The sequence below is a fragment of the Burkholderia sp. CpTa8-5 genome, assembly GCF_017815045.1.
GTDB classification, from domain to species: Bacteria; Pseudomonadota; Gammaproteobacteria; order Burkholderiales; family Burkholderiaceae; genus Burkholderia; species Burkholderia sola.
In genome coordinates, this window is sequence record NZ_JAGIQD010000001.1 from 685,478 (window position 1) to 705,352 (window position 19,875).

At 71.4% G+C, this 19,875-nt stretch carries 8 protein-coding genes; all 8 read left to right on the top strand.

What is annotated here, in order from left to right; all coding sequences use genetic code 11:
- The first annotated feature begins 59 nt into the window (after positions 1-59).
- The 8 genes from J8I35_RS03125 (at position 60) to J8I35_RS03160 (ending at position 19,864) form a co-directional block, all read left to right on the top strand.
- The gene (locus J8I35_RS03125) at positions 60-3,452 is read left to right on the top strand and encodes a maltotransferase domain-containing protein (RefSeq protein WP_209924441.1); all 3,393 of its coding nucleotides are present in this window, start codon (positions 60-62) and stop codon (positions 3,450-3,452) included.
- Positions 3,452-6,862, top strand: coding sequence for a maltose alpha-D-glucosyltransferase (gene treS / locus J8I35_RS03130; RefSeq protein WP_209924505.1), 3,411 nt, complete (start codon positions 3,452-3,454; stop codon positions 6,860-6,862). Before J8I35_RS03125 ends, treS begins: the two co-directional genes overlap by 1 nt.
- Positions 6,859-9,066, top strand: a complete 2,208-nt coding sequence (gene glgB / locus J8I35_RS03135) for a 1,4-alpha-glucan branching protein GlgB (RefSeq protein WP_209924442.1) — start codon at positions 6,859-6,861, stop codon at positions 9,064-9,066. Before treS ends, glgB begins: the two co-directional genes overlap by 4 nt.
- Before the next feature lie 32 nt (positions 9,067-9,098).
- The gene (glgX, locus tag J8I35_RS03140) at positions 9,099-11,213 is read left to right on the top strand and encodes a glycogen debranching protein GlgX (RefSeq protein WP_209924443.1); all 2,115 of its coding nucleotides are present in this window, start codon (positions 9,099-9,101) and stop codon (positions 11,211-11,213) included.
- A gap of 9 nt (positions 11,214-11,222) precedes the next feature.
- Positions 11,223-13,094 (top strand): malto-oligosyltrehalose trehalohydrolase, encoded by a 1,872-nt coding sequence (treZ, locus tag J8I35_RS03145; RefSeq protein WP_209924444.1) that lies wholly within the window; start codon positions 11,223-11,225, stop codon positions 13,092-13,094.
- Positions 13,091-15,319, top strand: a complete 2,229-nt coding sequence (malQ, locus tag J8I35_RS03150; protein ID WP_209924445.1) for a 4-alpha-glucanotransferase — start codon at positions 13,091-13,093, stop codon at positions 15,317-15,319. The genes treZ and malQ overlap by 4 nt, the downstream gene beginning before the upstream one ends.
- On the top strand, positions 15,316-18,081 hold the full coding sequence (treY, locus tag J8I35_RS03155) for a malto-oligosyltrehalose synthase (protein ID WP_209924446.1): 2,766 nt from the start codon (positions 15,316-15,318) through the stop codon (positions 18,079-18,081). The genes malQ and treY overlap by 4 nt, the downstream gene beginning before the upstream one ends.
- 535 nt (positions 18,082-18,616) lie before the next feature.
- The gene (locus J8I35_RS03160; protein ID WP_209924447.1) at positions 18,617-19,864 is read left to right on the top strand and encodes a phosphatidylserine decarboxylase family protein; all 1,248 of its coding nucleotides are present in this window, start codon (positions 18,617-18,619) and stop codon (positions 19,862-19,864) included.
- The last annotated feature ends 11 nt before the right edge of the window (positions 19,865-19,875 follow it).

Consider the following 19,875-nt stretch of genomic DNA (forward strand, 5'->3'; position numbering starts at 1 on the left):
AGGCACGCAGATTGCGACGCACCGGCTTTACCGCTCGCGCCACCCGCTCACGCCACGCCATGGACTCCACACCGCCGTTCGCTCCGCACCTCTACTTCTGCGACGCCCGCCTCGTCGGGCCCCTCGACGCGTGGCCACAGACCTTGGCGCATATCGCGGGGATGGGCTTCGATCACGTGCTGGTCGGTGCGTTCTGGGCCGCGAGCGTCGCCGGCTTTCCGCGCCACGTCGCCGACTTCCGGCGGCCGGCCCAGTCGTTCGCGACACGCGCGAGCGCGCTCGAAACCTTCTCGCGCCTCGCGCACCTGGCGAAGGGTCATGGGCTGCGCGTGCTGCTCGAAGTCGTCCCCGATCGCATCGCGCGCGAGAACCCGCTGCGCGCCGAGCATCCGGACTGGTACGTCGAGCGCGCGTACGACGACGCGTTGATCGACCCGCGCGGCGCCGCGCACGCGCTGGACCTCGCGCATGCGAACGCCGGCGACGAAACGGTGCGCGACGCGCTGTCGGCATGGTGGTGCGCGCATCTCGCGACGTTCGCCGACGCGGGCGCGGCCGGCTTCCTGATCGACGCGCCGCATCATCTGCCGGCCGACTGGTGGCCCGGCTGGCGCGCGGCGCTGCGCCGGGCGCGCCCGGACGTCGCGGTGCTCGCGGGCGTGCCCGGCCATGCGCGCGACGCGCTCGCGCAGCTCGAAGCGGCCGGGTTCGACGCGGTGTTTTCATCGGTGCGCTGGTGGGACCTGCGCGCGCCGTGGTTCGCGGACGAACACCGGCTGCTGCGGCGCATCGGCGCGCCGATCGCGTTTCCCGATGCGCCCGACGGCCCGCGTCTCGCCGACGACTGGCCAGACGCGCCGGACGACACCGTCGCCCGCGCGTATCGCCGCGCACTGTGGACGGCCGCGGCCGTCGGCACCGGCTGGCTCGTGCCGATGGGTTTCGAGCGCGGCGTGACGGTGCCGCTGATGGCGCGCGACGCGGATGCCGCGCGCTACCGCGCCGCATTCGAGCACGCGCGTTTCGACCTGTCGGGCGCGCTCGCCGATGCGAACGCGTGGCGCCGCGCGACGCCCGTCGCGGCGGCGCGCGGCGAAATCGTGCAACTGAGCGCGCCGGGCGCAAACGCGACCGCGCTGCTGCGCGGCACCGGGCCGTCGCTCGAACACGATGACGCGGCATTGCTGATCGCGTTGAATCCAGATCTCGACGCACCCGCCACGGTCGACCCCGCGACGATCCTGCCCGGCGTGCCGGGCGGCTTCACGCGCGTCGCCACGCAGGCCGGCGCGCACACGCAGCCGCCGGCCGCGCTCGAGTCGTTCACGCTCGCGCCCGGCGCGTATGCGTTGCTGCATGCATGGCGGGCGCCGCCCATCACGACGCGCGCCGACGCCGCCCGCGAGCGCACCGCACTGTCGGCGGCGCTCGCGGCCGACCGGATCGCGATCGAGCGCGTCGAACCGTCGGTCGACGACGGCCGCTTCGCGATCAAGCGCGTGATCGGCGAGCCGCTCGTCGTGAGCGCATCGATCTTCACCGACGGGCACGCGCATCTGGCGGCCGTGCTGCAGTGGCGCGCCGCGGGCGACGACGAATGGCGCGAAGTGTCGTTCGAAGCCGAGCCGAACGATCGCTGGCACGCGTGCGTCACGCTCGACCGGCTCGGTCGCCATGAATTTCGCGTGGTCGCATGGCGCGACGACTGGGCGTCGCTCGTCACCGACATCGCGAAGAAGCGCGCGGCCGGCCAGGACGTGACGCTGGAGGTGCGCGAAGCGCAACTGCTGCTCGCGACCGCGCTGAAGCTCGCCGAGCCGGCCGACCCGCGCGCGGTCACGCGGATGAAACAGTTCGTCGCGGAGCTCAAGGACGCGTCGCCCGACGACCGCCTCGCGCTGATTGGCGGCCCCGCGCTCGCCGATGCATTCGCGGCGCTGCGCTACCGCCCGTTCGTCACGCACGACGCGACGATCTACCCGGTCGACGTCGAACGCCGCAAGGCACGCTTCTCGAGCTGGTACGAGATGTTTCCGCGCTCGGCCAGCGACGATCCGCACCGGCACGGCACGTTCGACGACGTGATCGCGCATTTGCCGCGCATCCGCGACATGGGTTTCGACGTGCTGTATTTCCCGCCGATCCACCCGATCGGCACGTCCGCGCGCAAGGGCCGCAACAACAGCCTGACCGCCGGCCCCGACGACGTCGGCAGCCCGTACGCGATCGGCTCGCCCGACGGCGGCCACACGGCCGTGCATCCGCAGCTCGGCACGCTCAACTCGTTCCGCGCGCTGGTCGACGCCGCGCGCGGGCACGGGCTCGAGATCGCGCTCGATTTCGCGATCCAGTGCTCGCCCGATCACCCGTGGCTCGCCGCGCATCCCGGCTGGTTCGCGTGGCGGCCCGACGGCTCGCTGCGCTTCGCGGAAAATCCGCCGAAGCGCTACCAGGACATCGTGAACCCCGATTTCTACGCGCCGGACGCGCTGCCCGACCTGTGGCTCGCGCTGCGCGACGCGGTGCTGTTCTGGGTCGATGCGGGCGTGCGGATCTTCCGCGTCGACAACCCGCACACGAAGCCGCTGCCGTTCTGGGCGTGGATGATCGACGACGTGCGCGGCCGGCATCCGGACGTCGTGTTCCTGTCCGAAGCGTTCACGCGGCCGGGGATGATGTATCGCCTCGCGAAAGTCGGCTTCTCGCAGTCGTACACGTACTTCACGTGGCGCGAGTCGAAGCGCGACTTCATCGACTACTTGACCGAGCTGACGGCCGGGCCCGCGCGCGAATTCTTCCGGCCGAACTTCTTCGTCAACACGCCCGACATCAACCCGCGCCACCTGCAGAACGCGCCGCGCTCGCAGTTCGTGATCCGCGCGGCGCTCGCGGCGACGCTGGCCGGCTCGTGGGGCCTGTACTCGGGCTTCGAGCTCGGCGAATCGGCGCCGCTGCCGGACAGCGAGGAATACGCGGATGCCGAGAAATACGAGCTGCGCGCGCGCGACTGGAGCAAGGCCGCGCATATCGGCACGGAAATCGCGCGGCTGAACCGCGCGCGCCGCGATCACCCCGCACTGCAGACGCATCTCGGTCTCACGTTCGTCGACGCCGACAACGACTCGGTGCTCGTGTTCATGAAGGCGACGCCCGCGTTCGACAGCGTGGTGATCGTCGCGATCAGTCTCGACCCGTGGCATCCGCAGGCCGCGAACTTCACGCTCGATGCGGCGCTGTGGCACGGCCTCGGGCTGGCCGACGGCGAACCGCTCGATGCGCTCGAACAGGACGCCGCGCACGCGCAAACCTGGCGCGGCCATCGCCAGTACGTGTCGCTCGATCCGCACGTGCGGCCGTACGCAATCTGGCGGCTCGCGCCGTCTCCGGGCGCCGCGCGGGCGGCCGCGCCCGAACCGGATCCCGCCCGCCGCCCTTCGGGAGCGCATGCATGATGAAACGCGAAGATTCCCTCGACGACGTGCGCCGCGCGCAATTCCCGTCGCTCGCGCCGGCCGGCACGCCGCGCCGGCGCCGCGCGCGCCGCCGCGAACCCGCGCTCTGTGCGGACGATCCGCTGTGGTACAAGGACGCGATCATCTACCAGGTGCACGTGAAGTCGTTCTTCGACTCGAACAACGACGGCATCGGCGATTTCCCCGGCCTGATCGCGAAGCTCGACTACATCGCCGAACTCGGCGTCGACACGATCTGGCTGCTGCCGTTCTATCCGTCGCCGCGCCGCGACGACGGCTACGACATCGCCGACTACCGCGACGTGCATCCCGACTACGGCACGCTGGCCGACGTGCGGCGCTTCATCCGCGAAGCGCATGCGCGCGGCATTCGCGTGATCGCCGAGCTCGTGATCAACCACACGTCGGACCAGCACCCGTGGTTCCAGCGCGCGCGCCGCGCGAAGCCGGGCTCCGCGCATCGCGACTACTACGTGTGGTCCGACACCGACACGAAATACGCGGGCACGCGGATCATCTTTCTGGATACCGAAACATCCAACTGGACGCACGATCCGGTGGCCGGCCAGTATTACTGGCACCGCTTCTATTCGCACCAGCCGGACCTGAACTTCGACAACCCGGCCGTCGTGCGCGAGGTGATCCAGGTGATGCGCTTCTGGCTCGATCTCGGCATCGACGGGCTGCGGCTCGACGCGGTGCCGTACCTGGTCGAGCGCGAAGGCACCAACAACGAGAACCTGCCGGAGACGCACGCGATCCTGAAGCGGATCCGCGCGACGATCGACGCCGAGTATCCGAACCGGATGCTGCTCGCGGAAGCGAACCAGTGGCCGGAAGACGTGCAGGAATACTTCGGCAACGAGGACGAATGCCACATGGCGTTCCACTTCCCGCTGATGCCGCGCATCTACATGTCGATCGCGAGCGAGGATCGCTTCCCGATCCTCGACATCATGCGGCAGACGCCGGCGCTCGCGCCGAGCAACCAGTGGGCGGTGTTCCTGCGCAACCACGACGAGCTGACGCTCGAGATGGTCACCGATTCGGAACGCGACCTGCTGTGGCAAACCTATGCGAGCGACCGCCGCGCGCGGCTGAACCTCGGCATCCGGCGCCGGCTCGCGCCGCTGATGGAGCGCGACCGGCGCCGCATCGAGCTGATCAATTCGCTGCTGCTGTCGATGCCCGGCACGCCGGTGATCTACTACGGCGACGAGCTCGGGATGGGCGACAACATCCACCTCGGCGATCGCGACGGCGTGCGCACGCCGATGCAGTGGTCGTCGGACCGCAACGGCGGCTTCTCGCGCGCCGATCCCGAACTGCTGGTGCTGCCGCCGGTGATGGGCTCGCTGTACGGCTATGACGCGATCAACGTCGAGGCGCAGACGCGCGACCCGCATTCGCTGCTGAACTGGACGCGGCGCATCCTCGCGACGCGCCGCGCGTCGCAGGCGTTCGGGCGCGGCACGATCCGCTTCCTGCGCCCGGAGAACCGCAAGGTGCTCGCGTACCTGCGCGAGCTGGACGGCCACGAACCGGTGCTGTGCGTCGCGAACCTGTCGCGCGCGTCGCAGGCCGTCGAACTCGACCTGTCCGAATTCGCGGGCCGCGTGCCGATCGAGATGACGTCCGATTCGCCGTTCCCGCCGATCGGCCAACTCCCGTATCTCCTCACCTTCCCGCCCTACGGGTTCCTGTGGTTCGTGCTCGCCGAGCATGGCCGCGAGCCGTCGTGGCGGCAGCCGCATGCGGAGCCGCTGCCCGAATACGTGACGCTCGTGATGCGGCGCGGCGATACGCGGCCGGACGTCTCGCAACTGCATGCGCTCGCGCACGACGCGCTCGCGTCGTGGCTCGCGCGGCGGCGCTGGTTCGCATCGAAGGATCGCAAGATCGGCGACGCGTGGCTGAACGTCGTCACCCCGATTCCGGACGAGCCGTTCCAGTACGCGGAGGCGTGGGTGTCGGCAAGCGACGGCCGCGTCGAACGCTACGTGGTGCCGCTCGCGGCCGCGTGGGGTGGCGAGACGTCCCATCCGCTGTTCGCGCAACTGGCACTCGCGCGCGTGCGGCGCGGCCATACGGTCGGCTACCTGACCGACGCGTTCGCGCTGCCGGCGTTCGCGCGCGGCATGCTGCGCAAGCTGCGCGACGGCGCGACGGTGGCGACGTCCGACGGCGGCCGGCTCACCTTTCTGCCGGAAGACGCGCTCGCCGGGCTCGACCCGGGCGACGACGCGGAAGTGCGCTGGCTCGCGGCCGAGCAGAGCAACAGCTCGCTCGTGATCGGCGACGCGATCGTGCTGAAGCTGGTGCGCAAGGTCGCGCACGGCATTCATCCGGAAGCCGAAATGAGCCGGCACCTGACGCGCATCGGCTATGCGAACACCGCGACGCTGGCCGGCGAAGTCGTGCACGTCGATCCGGACGGCACGCCGCATACGGTCGCGATCCTGCAGCGCTATGTCGACAACCAGGGCGACGCGTGGACGCGTTCGTTCGATTTCCTGCGGCGCGCGATCGACGAGCTCGCGCTGCCGGCCGCGGACGAAGGCGAGGCCGCCGAAACGGACGAGGAGCCCGACGCGCTGCTCGGCTACGCGGCGTTCGCGGGCATCATCGGCACGCGGCTCGGCCAGTTGCACGTGGCGCTCGCGCAGCCGTCCGACGATCCGGCGTTCGCGCCGGAGCGCGCGACGCCCGATCACGTCGACGGCTGGTGCGTGGACGCGATCGCGTCGTTCGAGCGCGCGCTCGACGTGCTGCGCACGCGGCTCGATGCGCTCGATCCGGCCACCCGTGCGTCGGCCGACGCGCTGCTCGCATCGCGCGACGCGGCCGTCGAGGCGCTCGGCGAACTCGTGCCGCGCACGCTCGACGCGCAATGCACGCGGATTCACGGCGATTTCCATCTGGGCCAGGTGCTCGACGTGCAGGGCGACGCGCTGCTGATCGACTTCGAAGGCGAACCGGCGCGCGCGCTCGAACGGCGTCGCGCGAAATCGCATCCGCTGCGCGACGTGGCCGGCCTGCTGCGCTCGCTGTCGTACGTGAGCGCGACCGCGCAGTTCGCGATCGAAAAAGCGCCGCCACAGGCGGCCGGCCGCAAGCGCGCGCTGTTCGACCGCTTCGGGCAGGCCGCGGCCGACCGCTTCGTCGAATGCTATCGCGCGGCCGCCGACCACGCGCCCGCGCGCTTCGTCGATCCGCACTACGCGGACCGCCTGCTGGCGCTGTTCCTGATCGACAAGGCGTCGTACGAGCTGTGCTACGAAGCCGCGAACCGGCCCGACTGGCTGAGCGTGCCGGTCGGCGGGCTCGCGGCGCTGGTCGACCGGCTGCTCGGCGACGGCGTGCTGCCCGACGACGGAGGCAACCCATGACCGACACGCTGTTCGAACGCGCCGATATCGACGCGCTGCTCGCCGGCCGCCACCCCGACCCGTTCGCGTGCCTCGGCCCGCACGAACAGGCCGACCAGGTCGTCGTGCGGGCACTGTTGCCCGGCGCCGAGCGCGTGCGTGCGCTGTCGCCGGACGGCGCCGAACTCGGCGCGCTCGCGTGCGTCGATCGCGCCGGCTGCTTCGCGGGGACGATCGCGCGCGACGGCGGCTCGCCACACTATTTGCTCGCGATCGACTGGCCGAACGCGCATCAGGTGACCGACGACGCATACGCGTTCGGCACGCTGCTCGACGAAGCGGCGCTTGCGCGCTTCTCGGCCGGCGATCCCGAAGCCGTGCTCGACTGCCTCGGCGCGACACCGGTGCGCATCGACGATACCGACGGCGTGCGTTTCGCGGTGTGGGCGCCGAACGCGCAGCGCGTATCGGTGGTCGGCGATTTCAATGCATGGGACGGGCGCCGCCATCCGATGCGGTTGCGGCGGCCGTCGGGCGTGTGGGAGCTGTTCGTGCCGGGCATCGGCCCGGGCGAACGCTACAAGTACGAACTGCGCGCACCCGACGGGCGCGTGCTGCCGCACAAGGCCGATCCGTGCGCGCGGGCGACCGAGGCGCCGCCGCGCACGGCGTCGGTGGTCGCGGACGTCGCGGCGCTCCACGCGTTCGCGTGGCACGACGACGGCTGGATGCACGCGCGGCCGCGCAACGATCGCTACCGCGTGCCGTGGTCGATCTACGAGGTGCATCCGGAATCGTGGCTGCGCATCCCCGAACAGATGGAGCGCAGCGCGACGTGGGACGAACTCGCCGAGCGGCTGATTCCGTACGTGAAGGGGATGGGCTTCACGCACGTCGAGTTCATGCCGATCGCCGAATACCCGTTCGGCGGCTCGTGGGGCTACCAGCCGCTCGCGCAGTTCGCGCCGTCCGCGCGCTTCGGGCCGGTCGACGGCTTCGCGCGCTTCGTCGATCGCGCGCACGCGGCCGGCATCGGCGTGCTGGTCGACTGGGTGCCCGCGCATTTTCCGAACGATGCGCACGGGCTCGCGCAATTCGACGGCAGCGCGCTGTACGAGCATGCCGATCCGCGCGAGGGGATGCATCCCGACTGGAACACCTGCGTGTTCAACGTCGGGCGCACTGAGGTGAGCGCGTTCCTGGTCGCATCGGCGCTCGCGTGGGCGCGCCGCTATCACGTCGACGGCATCCGCGTCGACGCGGTCGCGTCGATGCTGTACCGCGACTATTCGCGCAAGGCAGGCGAATGGGTGCCGAACGTGTACGGCGGCCGCGAGAACCTCGAATCGGTCGCGTTCCTGCGCCGGCTGAACGACACGCTGCACGGCGACGCCGCGCCGGCCGGCGTCGTCACCGTCGCGGAGGAATCGACCGCGTGGCCGGGCGTCACCGCGCCGACCGCCGACGGCGGGCTCGGCTTCGACTTCAAGTGGAACATGGGCTGGATGCACGACACGCTCGCGTATCTGCACGAAGACCCGATCCACCGCCGCTATCACCACGACCGGATGACGTTCGGGCTCGTATACGCGTTCTCCGAACGCTTCGTGCTGCCGCTGTCGCACGACGAGGTCGTGCACGGCAAGGGCTCGCTCGTCGCGAAGATGCCCGGCGACGCGTGGCAGCGGCTCGCGACGCTGCGCGCGTATTTCGGCTTCATGTGGGCGCATCCCGGCAAGAAGCTGCTGTTCATGGGCAGCGAATTCGCGCAATGGGCGGAGTTCGCGCACGATGCGACGCCGCATTGGGACTTGCTCGACGCGCCCGCGCATCGCGGCGTGCAGCGGCTGGTGCGCGATCTCAACCGCGCGTATGCGGCCGAACCGGCGCTGCATGCGCTCGACTGCCACGCGGCCGGGTTCTCCTGGCTGATCGGCGACGACCGCGACAACAGCGTGTTCGCGTTCGCGCGCCGTGACGATGCGGGGCATCTGGTCGTCGCCGTCTGCAACTTCACGCCCGTGCCGCGCGCCGGCTATCGGCTCGGGCTGCCCGCGCCCGGTCATTGGCGCGAACTGATGAACACCGATGCCGCGTCGTACGGCGGCACCAACGCCGGCAACGACGGCGCCGTATGGGCCGAGGCCGTGCCCGCACACGGCGAGGCGTGGTCGGCGACGTTGCGCCTGCCGCCGCTCGCGACGCTGTGGTTGACACCTGCCTGATTGCTCCCGCCCTCGACACGGAGATACGCCCCATGCCGACCGCCCTGCCCGACCGTCTCGAACCCGGCCGCAGCTACCCGCTCGGCGCAACCTGGGACGGCCTCGGGACCAACTTCGCGGTGTTTTCCGCGCACGCGCACCGGATTCAGCTGTGCGTGTTCGATCCGACCGGCCGCAAGGAACTCGCGCGCCTCGATCTGCCCGAATGCACCGACGAGGTGTGGCACGGCTATCTGCCGAACGCGCATCCGGGCACCGTGTACGGGTTCCGCGCGGACGGCCCGTACCAGCCGCAGCACGGCCACCGCTTCAATCCGACCAAGCTGCTGCTCGACCCGTACGCGCGCAAGCTGGTCGGCCAGTTCCGCTGGTCGGACGCGCTGTTCGGCTATCGCGTGCATTCGAACCGGGCCGACCTGTCGATGGACCGCCGCGATTCGGCGCCCGCGATGCCGAAAGCCGTGGTCGTCGACGAAGCGTTCGACTGGAGCACCGACCGCCGACCGAACGTGCCGTGGCGCAGCACCGTGATCTACGAGACCCACGTGCGCGGCGCGTCGATGCGCCGCGCCGGGCTGCGCCCGCCGGAGCGCGGCACGTTCGCGTCGCTCGCGCATCCGGCGTTCGTCGATCACCTGCTGTCGATCGGCGTGACGACGGTCGAGCTGCTGCCGATCCATGCGTTCCTGCAGCAGCGCGAGCTCGTGAAACGCGGGCTGCGCAACTACTGGGGCTACGACACGGCCGCGTTCTTCGCGCCGGAGCCGTCGTATCTGACGACCCGCAGGCTCGACGAGATGCGTATCGCGGTGCGCCAGTTGCACGCGGCCGGCATCGAGGTCGTGCTCGACGTCGTCTACAACCACACGTGCGAAGGCAACCAGCTCGGGCCGACGCTGTCGTGGCGCGGCCTCGACAACGCCAGCTATTACCGGCTGCTGCCCGACGATCCGCGCTACCACGTCGACGAAACCGGCTGCGGCAACACGCTGAACCTGTCGCATCCGCGCGTCGTGCAGATGGTGATGGATTCGCTGCGCTACTGGGCGACCGCGTTCAACATCGACGGCTTCCGCTTCGATCTCGGCGTGACGCTCGGCCGCGAGGATCACGGCTTCGAACCCGGCGCGGGATTCTTCGACGCGTTGCGGCAGGACCCGGTGCTCGCGCAGCGCAAGCTGATCACCGAGCCGTGGGATCTCGGCCCCGGCGGCTATCAGCTCGGCCGCCATCCGCCCGGCTTCGCCGAATGGAACGACCGGTTTCGCGACACCGTGCGGCGCTTCTGGCGCGGCGACGCGGGGCAGCGCCCGGAACTGGCCGCGCGCCTGTCGGGCTCGGCCGACCTGTTCAATCACGGGCGGCGCCGCACGTGGGCGTCGATCAATTTCGTCACCGCGCACGACGGCTTCACGCTGGCCGACCTCGTGTCGTATGCGGGCAAGCACAACGACGCGAACGGCGAGGACAACCGCGACGGCCGCGACGACAACTGCAGCGCGAACTGGGGCGTCGAAGGGCCGACCGACGACGCGAAGATCCGCGACGTGCGCTCGCGCGTCGCGCGCTCGATGCTCGCGACGCTGTTTACCGCGCTCGGCACGCCGATGCTCGTGGCCGGCGACGAATTCGGCCGCACGCAGCACGGCAACAACAACGCGTATTGCCAGGATAACGAACTGTCGTGGCTCGACTGGGAGCTGGCGCGCAGCGACGAAGGCGTACAGATGACGCGCTTCGTGTCGCGGCTCGCCGCGCTGCGGCGCATGTATCCGGTGATGTCGGCGCCGCGCTATCCGAACGGCGACCGCGACGGCGCGCCCGGCATGCGCGAGATCGGCTGGTTCGACGAACGCGGCGACGCGCTGACCGTCCCCGCGTGGGAAGACGGCGAACGCCGCGCGCTGACGATGCGGCGCGTCGGCACCGGCCGCACCGGACGCACCGAGGCGTTGCTCGTGATGCTGAACGCATCGGCCGAGACCATCACGTTCCTCCCGCCCGCGCCCGTGCTCGATTACCGGATCCTGCTCGACACCGCGACGCCCGACTCGGGCCCGCGCTCGTGGCCGCAAGCCGGGCTCGACGTCGCCGCGCATGCGGCCGTGATCGCGGTCGCGGCCGTGCCACCCGACCTGTCTTCGTGAGGAGCCGCCATGACGTCCCGTTCCGCCCATTCGCCCGGCACGCACGCATACGCGTCGTCGTTCGGCGCGACCTGCCTCGATGCGGACCGCACGCGCTTCCGGCTGTGGGCGCCCGCGAGCCGCACGGCCGCCGTCGAACTGCAGGACGCGGGCGGCCGCGCGCTGCCGATGGCGCCGGCCGGCGACGGCTGGTTCGAGACGATCGCGCCGTGCGGCCCCGGCACGCTGTACCGCTACCTGCTCGACGACGCGCTCGCGGTGGCCGATCCCGCGTCGCGCTTCCAGCCGTATGACGTGCTGGGCCCGAGCCAGGTCGTCGATCCGGCCGCGTACCGCTGGCGTCACGACGCGTGGCGCGGCCGTCCGTGGCACGAGACGGTGCTGTACGAGCTGCACGTCGGCGCATGCGGCGGCTACGCGGCCGTCGAGCGGCGGCTGCCGGCGATCGCCGAACTCGGCGTGACCGCGGTCGAGCTGATGCCCGTCAATGCGTTCCCCGGCGCGCGCAACTGGGGCTACGACGGCGTGCTGCCGTTCGCGCCCGACGCGTCGTACGGGCGGCCCGAGGAACTGAAATCGCTGGTCGACACCGCGCACGGGCTCGGGCTGCAAGTGTTCCTCGACGTCGTGTACAACCACTTCGGCCCCGAAGGCAACCTGCTGCCGCGCTACGCGCCCGACTTCTTCCGCGCGGACCGGCAGACCGCGTGGGGGCCGGCGATCGACTTCTCCCGCCCGCAGACGAGCGCGTTCTTCATCGACAACGCGCTGTACTGGCTCGACGAATACCGTTTCGACGGGCTGCGCATCGACGCCGCGCATGCGATCGACGACGACGTGTGGCTGCGCGAACTCGGGCGCCGCGTGCGCGCCTACGCGGGCGACGCGCGCCACGTGCATCTCGTGCTGGAGAACGAGCGCAATACCGCGAGCCTGCTCGGCCCCGGCGGCTTCGACGCGCAATGGAACGACGACTTCCACAACAGCGCGCACGTGCTGCTGACCGGCGAGCGCGACGGTTACTACCGCGCATACGCGGATGCGCCGCTGCGTCATTTCGCGCGCACGCTCGGCGAAGGCTTCGCGTATCAGGGCGAACCGTCGCCGCTGCACGACGGCGCCGCGCGCGGCGAGCCGAGCGCGCACCTGCCGCCGACCGCGTTCGTCGCGTTCCTGCAGAACCACGACCAGATCGGCAACCGCGCGTTCGGCGAACGGCTGCGCGCGCTCGCGAACGACGACGCGGTGCGCGCGGCCACCGCGCTGATGCTGCTCGCGCCGTCGATTCCGCTGCTGTTCATGGGCGAGGAAGACGGCAGCACGCAGCCGTTCCAGTTCTTCACCGACTATCGCGGCGCGCTCGCCGACGCGGTGCGCGAAGGCCGGCGTCGCGAATTCGCCGCGTTTCCCGCATTCGCCGACGCCGCGCATCGCGACGCGATTCCCGATCCGAACGACATCGCGACGTTCGTGCGCTCGTCGTCGCACCATCCGCCCGACGAGTCGTGGCCCGACGCGGCCGCGTGGCGGCGCTTCTACCGCAGCGCGCTGGCCGTGCGCGCGGCGCTCGTGACGCCGCACCTGGCCGATGCGCGCGCGCTCGGCGTCGACCAGCTCGCGGGCGACGGCGACCCGCCCGCGCTGGTCGCGCGCTGGCGCCTCGGCGATGGCAGCACGCTGACGATCGCGCTGAATCTCGGCTCGCACGACGCGACGCTGCCCGCGCTGCCGGTCGGCAAGATCGTGTTCGAGACGCCGCCGCGTGCGCGCGACCGGCTGCCCGGCGGGCATGTGCCGCCGCGCGCGTGCATCGCGTGGCGCGACGGCGCGGTCAACCACGATGCGCGGCAGCACCGCGCGAACGGACGGAGCCCGTCATGACGACCGACGTCCCGATCGCGGCGCTCGCCCGGGCGGCCGGCCTGGAACCCGACTGGACCGACTCGGGCGGCGTCGCGCGACGCGTGGACGACGATGCGCTCGTCGCGCTCGTCGATGCGCTCGGCTGGCCGTGCGGCACAGCGATCCAGCGGGTCGACAGCGCGGCGGCGCTCGCCGATGCGAACGCGGCGCCGCCGCGCGTCGTGACCGGTGACGCCGGCCTGCCGGTGACGCTGCCCGCGACCGTCGCGGCGCCGGGCGCGCGCTTCCGGATCTCGCTCGAAACCGGCGGGCACGTGGATGGCCGCGTGGGCGGCACGGGCGAACATGGCACGCTGCCGCCGCTCGCGATGCCCGGCTATCACGCGCTCGACATCGGCGAGCAGCGTATCGGGCTCGCGATCGCGCCGCCGCGGGCGCGGCCGTTCGACGCGCTCGCCCGCGCCCACGACGCGGGCCGCCGCTGGGGCATCGCGGCGCAGCTCTACAGCCTGCGCCGCACCGGCGACGACGGCGCGGGCGACTACACGGCGCTCGCGCGGCTGGCCGCACAGGCCGCGCGCCACGGCGCGCAGGCGGTGGCGATCAGCCCGACGCACGCCGGCTATCCGGCGCTCCCCGCGCACGACAGCCCGTATTCGCCGTCGTCGCGACGCTGGCACAACGTCGCGTATCTCGACTGCGATGCGGTGCCGGGCGCCGATGTCGCGCGTCGGGCACCCGACGGCCCGGCCGATGCCGCGCTGATCGACTGGCCGCGCGTGATGCCGGCGAAGCTGCGCCGTCTGCGTGCGTGCTTCGACGCATGGCGCGCCAGCGACGACCCGTCGCGCGATACGTTCCAGCGTTTTCGTGCGGCGGGCGGCGCGGCGCTCGACGCGCATGCGCGCTTCGATGCGCTGCAGGCGTTCTGCATCGAGCACGGGATCGGCGCGGACTGGCGGCAGTGGCCCGCGCAATGGCGCATCCCGGGATCGGCGGAAGTCGATGCATTCGCGCACGCGCATGCCGACACGATCGCGTTCCACACGTTCCTGCAATGGTGCGCGTCGCGCGCGCTCGGCGACGCGCAGCACGCGGCGCGCGGCGCGGGGATGGCGACCGGGCTGATCGCCGATCTCGCGGTCGGCTCCGATCGGGCCGGCAGCGACGCGTGGGCGCACGGCACGACGCTGCTGCGCGGCGTGTCGCTCGGCGCGCCGCCCGACCTGTTCAATGCGGCCGGCCAGGCGTGGGGCGTGACGACGTGGACGCCCGACGCGCTGCGCGCGGACGGCTTCATGCCGTTCATCGCGCTGCTGCGCGCGGCGTTCGCGCACGCGGGCGGCATCCGCATCGATCACGTGCTCGGCTTCGCGCGGATGTGGATCGTGCCGGACGGCGGTTCGCCGCGCAGCGGCGCGTACCTGCGCTATCCGCTCGACGATCTGGTGCGGCTTGTCGCGCTGGAAGCGGCGCGTCATCGCGCGATCGCGATCGGCGAGGATCTGGGCACCGTGCCGGCCGGGTTGCGCGAACGGCTCGGCGCGCAGGGTGTCGCGGGCATGCGCGTGCTGTGGTTCGAGCGCGATGCGAATGGCGCGTTCCGGCCGCCGTCCGCGTGGGATCGCGACGCGATCGCGATGACGTCGACGCACGATTTGCCGACCGTGGCCGGCTGGTGGCGCGGCGTCGATCTCGGGTGGCGGCGCGTCGCGGCCGACGCCGACGCCGAGGCCGCTAAGCGACGCGACGAAGCGCAATCGCGAGGCGTCGCCGCTCCGGCGCCGGACGATGCGAGCGCGCACGATTCGGGCGAGATCGTGCAAAGCATGGCGTTCGGACACGATACCGTGCAGCGCCCCGATTCGAATCGCGCGACGCCCCCGCCGCCGCCCGACCTGCTCGCCGCGCATGCGGAACGCGCGACCGAGCGCGCGGCGCTGTGGCACGCGCTGCAGCACGCCGGCTGCGCGCCGGCCGGCGCCGCGGTGCCGCCGGCCGACATGCCGCCGGTGAACGCGATCCTGGCCTACGTCGCGAGCAGCCCGTCGCCGCTCGCGCTGCTGCCGCTCGAGGATCTGCTCGCGCTCGACGCGCAGCCGAACCTGCCGGGACCGCCGTGCGGCCATCCGAACTGGCGGCAGCGGCTGCCGCGCCCGATCGACACGCTGTTCGACGCCGACGTACGCACGCGCATCGCCGCGGTCGTGCAGGCGCGCCGCGCGCGGAGGCACGGCCCATGACCCCACGCGCGACGCTGCGACTGCAGCTGCATGCGGGCTTCACGTTCGACGACGCGGCCGCGCACGCCGACTACTTCGCGCGGCTCGGCGTCAGCCACCTGTACCTGTCGCCGGTGTCGACGGCCGAGCCCGGCTCGCTGCACGGCTACGACACCGTCGACCACGGCGCGCTCAGCGCGGAACGCGGCGGCGAAGCCGGTTTCATGCGGCTCGTCGACGCGCTGCGCGCACGCGGCCTCGGCATCATCATCGATATCGTGCCGAACCACATGGGCGTCGGCGGGTCGTCGAACGGCTGGTGGAACGACGTGCTCGAATGGGGGTCGGCGAGCCCGTACGCGCGCTATTTCGACATCGACTGGCATCCGCCCGACCCGGCACTCGACGGCAAGGTGCTGTTGCCGTGCCTCGGCGCGCCGTACGGCGACGCGCTCGCGGCCGGCGACATCACGCTGCGCGCCGATCCGGCCGCGGGCCGCTTCTATATGGCATGCCCGGGGCGGCGGCTGCCGGTCGCCGCCGCCACCTACGCGGAGATCCTGCGCATCGCGAATCGCGCGGACCTGAACGCGCTCGCCGAGCGCTTCGACGTCGCGCCGATCCGCGACAGCGCGCGGCTGGCCGCCGCCCATGCGGCGCTGCGCGACCATGCGGCCGCGCACGGCCCGCATGCGCTCGATGCGGTATTGCGCGGCGCCGATCCGCGCCGCGCACGCTCGCGCGCGTGCCTGCATCACTTGCTCGAACGCCAGCACTACCGGCTCGCGTGGTGGCGCACGGCCGCCGACGAGCTGAACTGGCGGCGCTTCTTCGACATCGCGACGCTCGCGGCCGTGCGCGTCGAAGACGAGGCGGTATTCGACGCCGTGCATGCGCTGCCGCTGCGCCTGCATGCGGCCGGGCTCGTCGACGGCGTGCGCGTCGATCACGTCGACGGCCTCGCCGATCCGCGCGCGTATTGCCGTCGGCTGCACGCACGGCTCGCCGCGCAGCGCGACGCGCGGCCCTATATCGTCGTCGAGAAGATCCTCGCGCCCGGCGAAGCACTGCGCACCGACTGGGCCGTCGACGGCACCACCGGCTACGACTTCATGAACGACGTTGGCGCGCTGCTGCACGACCCGGCCGGCGCCGAACCGCTCGCCGCGCACTGGGCGGCCGTATCGGGTTCCGCGCGCACGTTCGCGCAGGAAGCGCTCGACGGCAAGCGGCGCGTGCTGATGCGCCAGCTCGCCGGCGAGCATGCGCGCGTCGCGCGGCTGCTGCACGGGATTGCGCGGGCGTCGCCCGCGACGCGCGACATCAGCCTGATCGCGATCCGGCGCGTGCTCGGCGAACTCGCGATACGGCTGCCCGTGTACCGGATGTATCCGGCGCGGGGCGCCGAACCGGCCGACGCCGACCGCCGCGTGCTCGCGCACGCGTACGACGGTGCTTACGCGACGGTCGATCCGACCGACCGCTTCGCGCTCGAGCGCGTCGCCGCGTGGCTCGGCTTGCCGGTCGTGCGCGTGCCGCGCGTGGACGCCGATACGCTGGTCGCCGCGCGTGTCGCGTTCGCGCAGCTCACCGCGCCGCTGGCCGCGAAGGGCGTCGAGGATACGGCCAACTATCGCTACGGCCGGCTGCTGTCGCGCAACGAGGTCGGCGCCGATGCCGGCGACTTCAGCCTGTCGCGCGGCGCGTTCCATGCACGCAACCGGCGCCGCGCGCGCACCGCGCCGCACGGGCTCGTCGCGACGGCCACGCACGATCACAAGCGCGGCGAGGACGCGCGGGCGCGGCTCGCGGTGCTGAGCGAGGTGCCCGATGCGTGGCGCGCGGTGTCGCTCGACTGGTCGGCGCTGAATCAGCCGCATCGCGGCGGCGCGCACCGCGACCTCGCGTGGACGCCCGGGCCGGCCGCCGAGGCGATGCTGGTCCAGACGCTCGTCGGCTGCTGGCCGCCTGCGCTCGCCCCCGACGACGCGGCCGGCCTCGACGCGCTCGCGACGCGCGTCGTGCAATGGCAGACGAAGGCGCTGCGCGAAGCGAAGCAGTACACCGACTGGCTCGCGCCCGAGCCGGACTACGAGCAAAGCTGCGAAGCGTTCGTCCGCGCGATCCTGACGCCGCGCGGCGCGGGCGATTTTGCGCATCGGCTGCATGCGTTCGTCGCACGGATCGCGCCGGCCGGCGTCGTCAACAGCCTGACGCAAACGGCGCTGCGAATCGCGTCGCCCGGCGTACCCGATCTCTATCAAGGTAGCGAGTCATGGGATCACTCGCTCGTCGATCCGGATAACCGGCGCGACGTGCCGTTCGCGACGCTGGCGACCGAAGCGGTCGACGGGCCGGTTGCGTCGTATCTATCGACATGGCCCGATGCGCGCGTGAAGCGTGCGCTGATCGAGCGGATGCTGGCGCTGCGTGCGCGATGGCCGACGACATTTGCGGACGGCGCATACGTTCCGTTGCGGGTGCGTGGCACGCTCGCGCGGCACGCGGTGGCGTTCGCACGCTGCGATGACGCGGCGACCGTGGTGGTGATCGCGACTCGGCTCGCGTGCCGGTTGCTCGGCGAAGCGCCTGCGTTGCCGCGGGTGGAGCCTGCGCAATGGGGCGATACGGCGGTCGTGCTGCCGCGCGCCGTCGAAGGGCCGTGGGTCGACGGGTTGAATGCGGGGGACGCGCTCGATGCGCCGGAAGGGGTGCTGGCGCTCGATCGCTGTCTGGCCGAGTTGCCTGTGGCGGTGCTGGTCGCGGGGCGGAATGGTGGTTGAAGCCGACGCCCGGTTCGTGCCAGCCGTGAGTCACCGAAATCGATTTTGTGCAAAACGTGCCGTAAATAATCGATTTTGCACACGCGTCATCGAATTTCAACCGAAACGCCCGATCGTAAGCGTCTTTGTGCAGTCGACGACGGGCGTCGGCAACCTCACGACCACTCTTCCGGCGGCATCTCGCCGCTATCGTCTTCCCACAGCGGTTTCCCCGCCTCCGCTCCACGGCTCGGCGTCACCGGCCCATTTCCGCTTGCACGACCGCCGCCGCGCTCACCGCGCCGCGTGCCGTCGCGCGGGGCCGCCGCATGCGGTCGTGCGCGCACCCGCGTCGGCGTCACGGTCCGCTGGCCGTCGCGGCGACGCTCGTCCGTCGATCCCGCATCGTTCGTCTGTCGTGCGTTCGAAGCCGTATCCATTTTTCTCTCCTGAGTCATCGAAAAAACCGGTCGCCCGAACGCAGCAATTTCGGTGCCGCGCGCCGGGCAAGCGTCTTGCTCCATCGCTTCGCCCCCTAACCGTTCCGGAGGTGACGATGACGAATCGCAACGCGCCGCCCGCCACACGCCGCCGCCTCGGCGGATGGATGGCCACCGAGGAATCGCACATGGCCGCGTTCCGCGAAAAAATGGCGAACGAAGCGCGCGCGCATGCCGGCGACCGGCTGCGCACGCCGGCCGTCCAGGAACTCGCGCGGCTGTTCGACGACAACGCGGTGCTGCACATGAGCCTGACGCGCGCGATCGACGAAGCGCTCGAAGCGGGATACCGGCTCGGCTACGCATCGATCGGCGAGCTGATGACCGTGCTCGACCATCTGATGACCTACACGCCGCCGTTCAGCGAGGAAAGCCTGATCGTGTGCCCGCTGAACGCCTTCTTCGACTGGCCGATGTGCATGCCGTCGGGTCACGCGGTGTTTCGCGACGCGTCCGTCAATGCGCAGTTGAAGCGCGTATTGAATGCGTGGTGCGACTTCCTCGGCGGCCCGCATTCGCGCGCGCATCTCGACACGTCGCCGCCCGACGGCTGGTTCTGCGACGAAGCGCGCAAGCGCCTCGCGCTGTCGCAGTTCCAGTATCGCGAAGACCAGCCGCACTGGGGCTTCGATTCGTGGAACGACTTCTTCACGCGGCGCTTTCGCGACGGCGCGCGGCCCGTCGCGGCGCCCGACGATCCGCACGTGATCGTCAGCGCGTGCGAAGCGTCGCCGTATCACACCGAAACGAACGTGAAGCTGCGCGACACGTTCTGGATCAAGTCGCAGCCGTACTCGCTGCGCGACCTCTTCACGCCCGCGTGGCTGTCGCTCGCCGAGCGCTTCGTCGGCGGCGACGTCTACCAGGCCTACCTCAGCGCGTACAACTACCATCGCTGGCATGCGCCGGTGCGCGGCGTGGTCACCCACGCGTATCGGGTGGACGGCGCCTATTACTCGGTCGCCGAAGCGGAAGGCCCGGACCCGGCCGGGCTCAACGACTCGCAGGGCTACATGACGGCGGTCGCCGCGCGCGCGGTGGTCGCGATCTCGAGCGACGATCCCGGCATCGGCACGGTGGCCGCCGTGTTCGTCGGGATGGGCGACGTGTCGTCGTGCGTGATCGAGGTCATGCCGGGGCAGCGCATCGACAAGGGCGACGAGATCGGCTATTTCCAGTTCGGCGGCTCGACCTACTGTCTGCTGTTCGAGGCCGGCGTGATCGACCGCTTCCTGTACGCGCCGCCGTTCGAAGGCCAGCCGCCGGTCGTGCAGGTCAATGCGCCCGTCGCGATCGCGCGGTGAGCGCCGCGCGC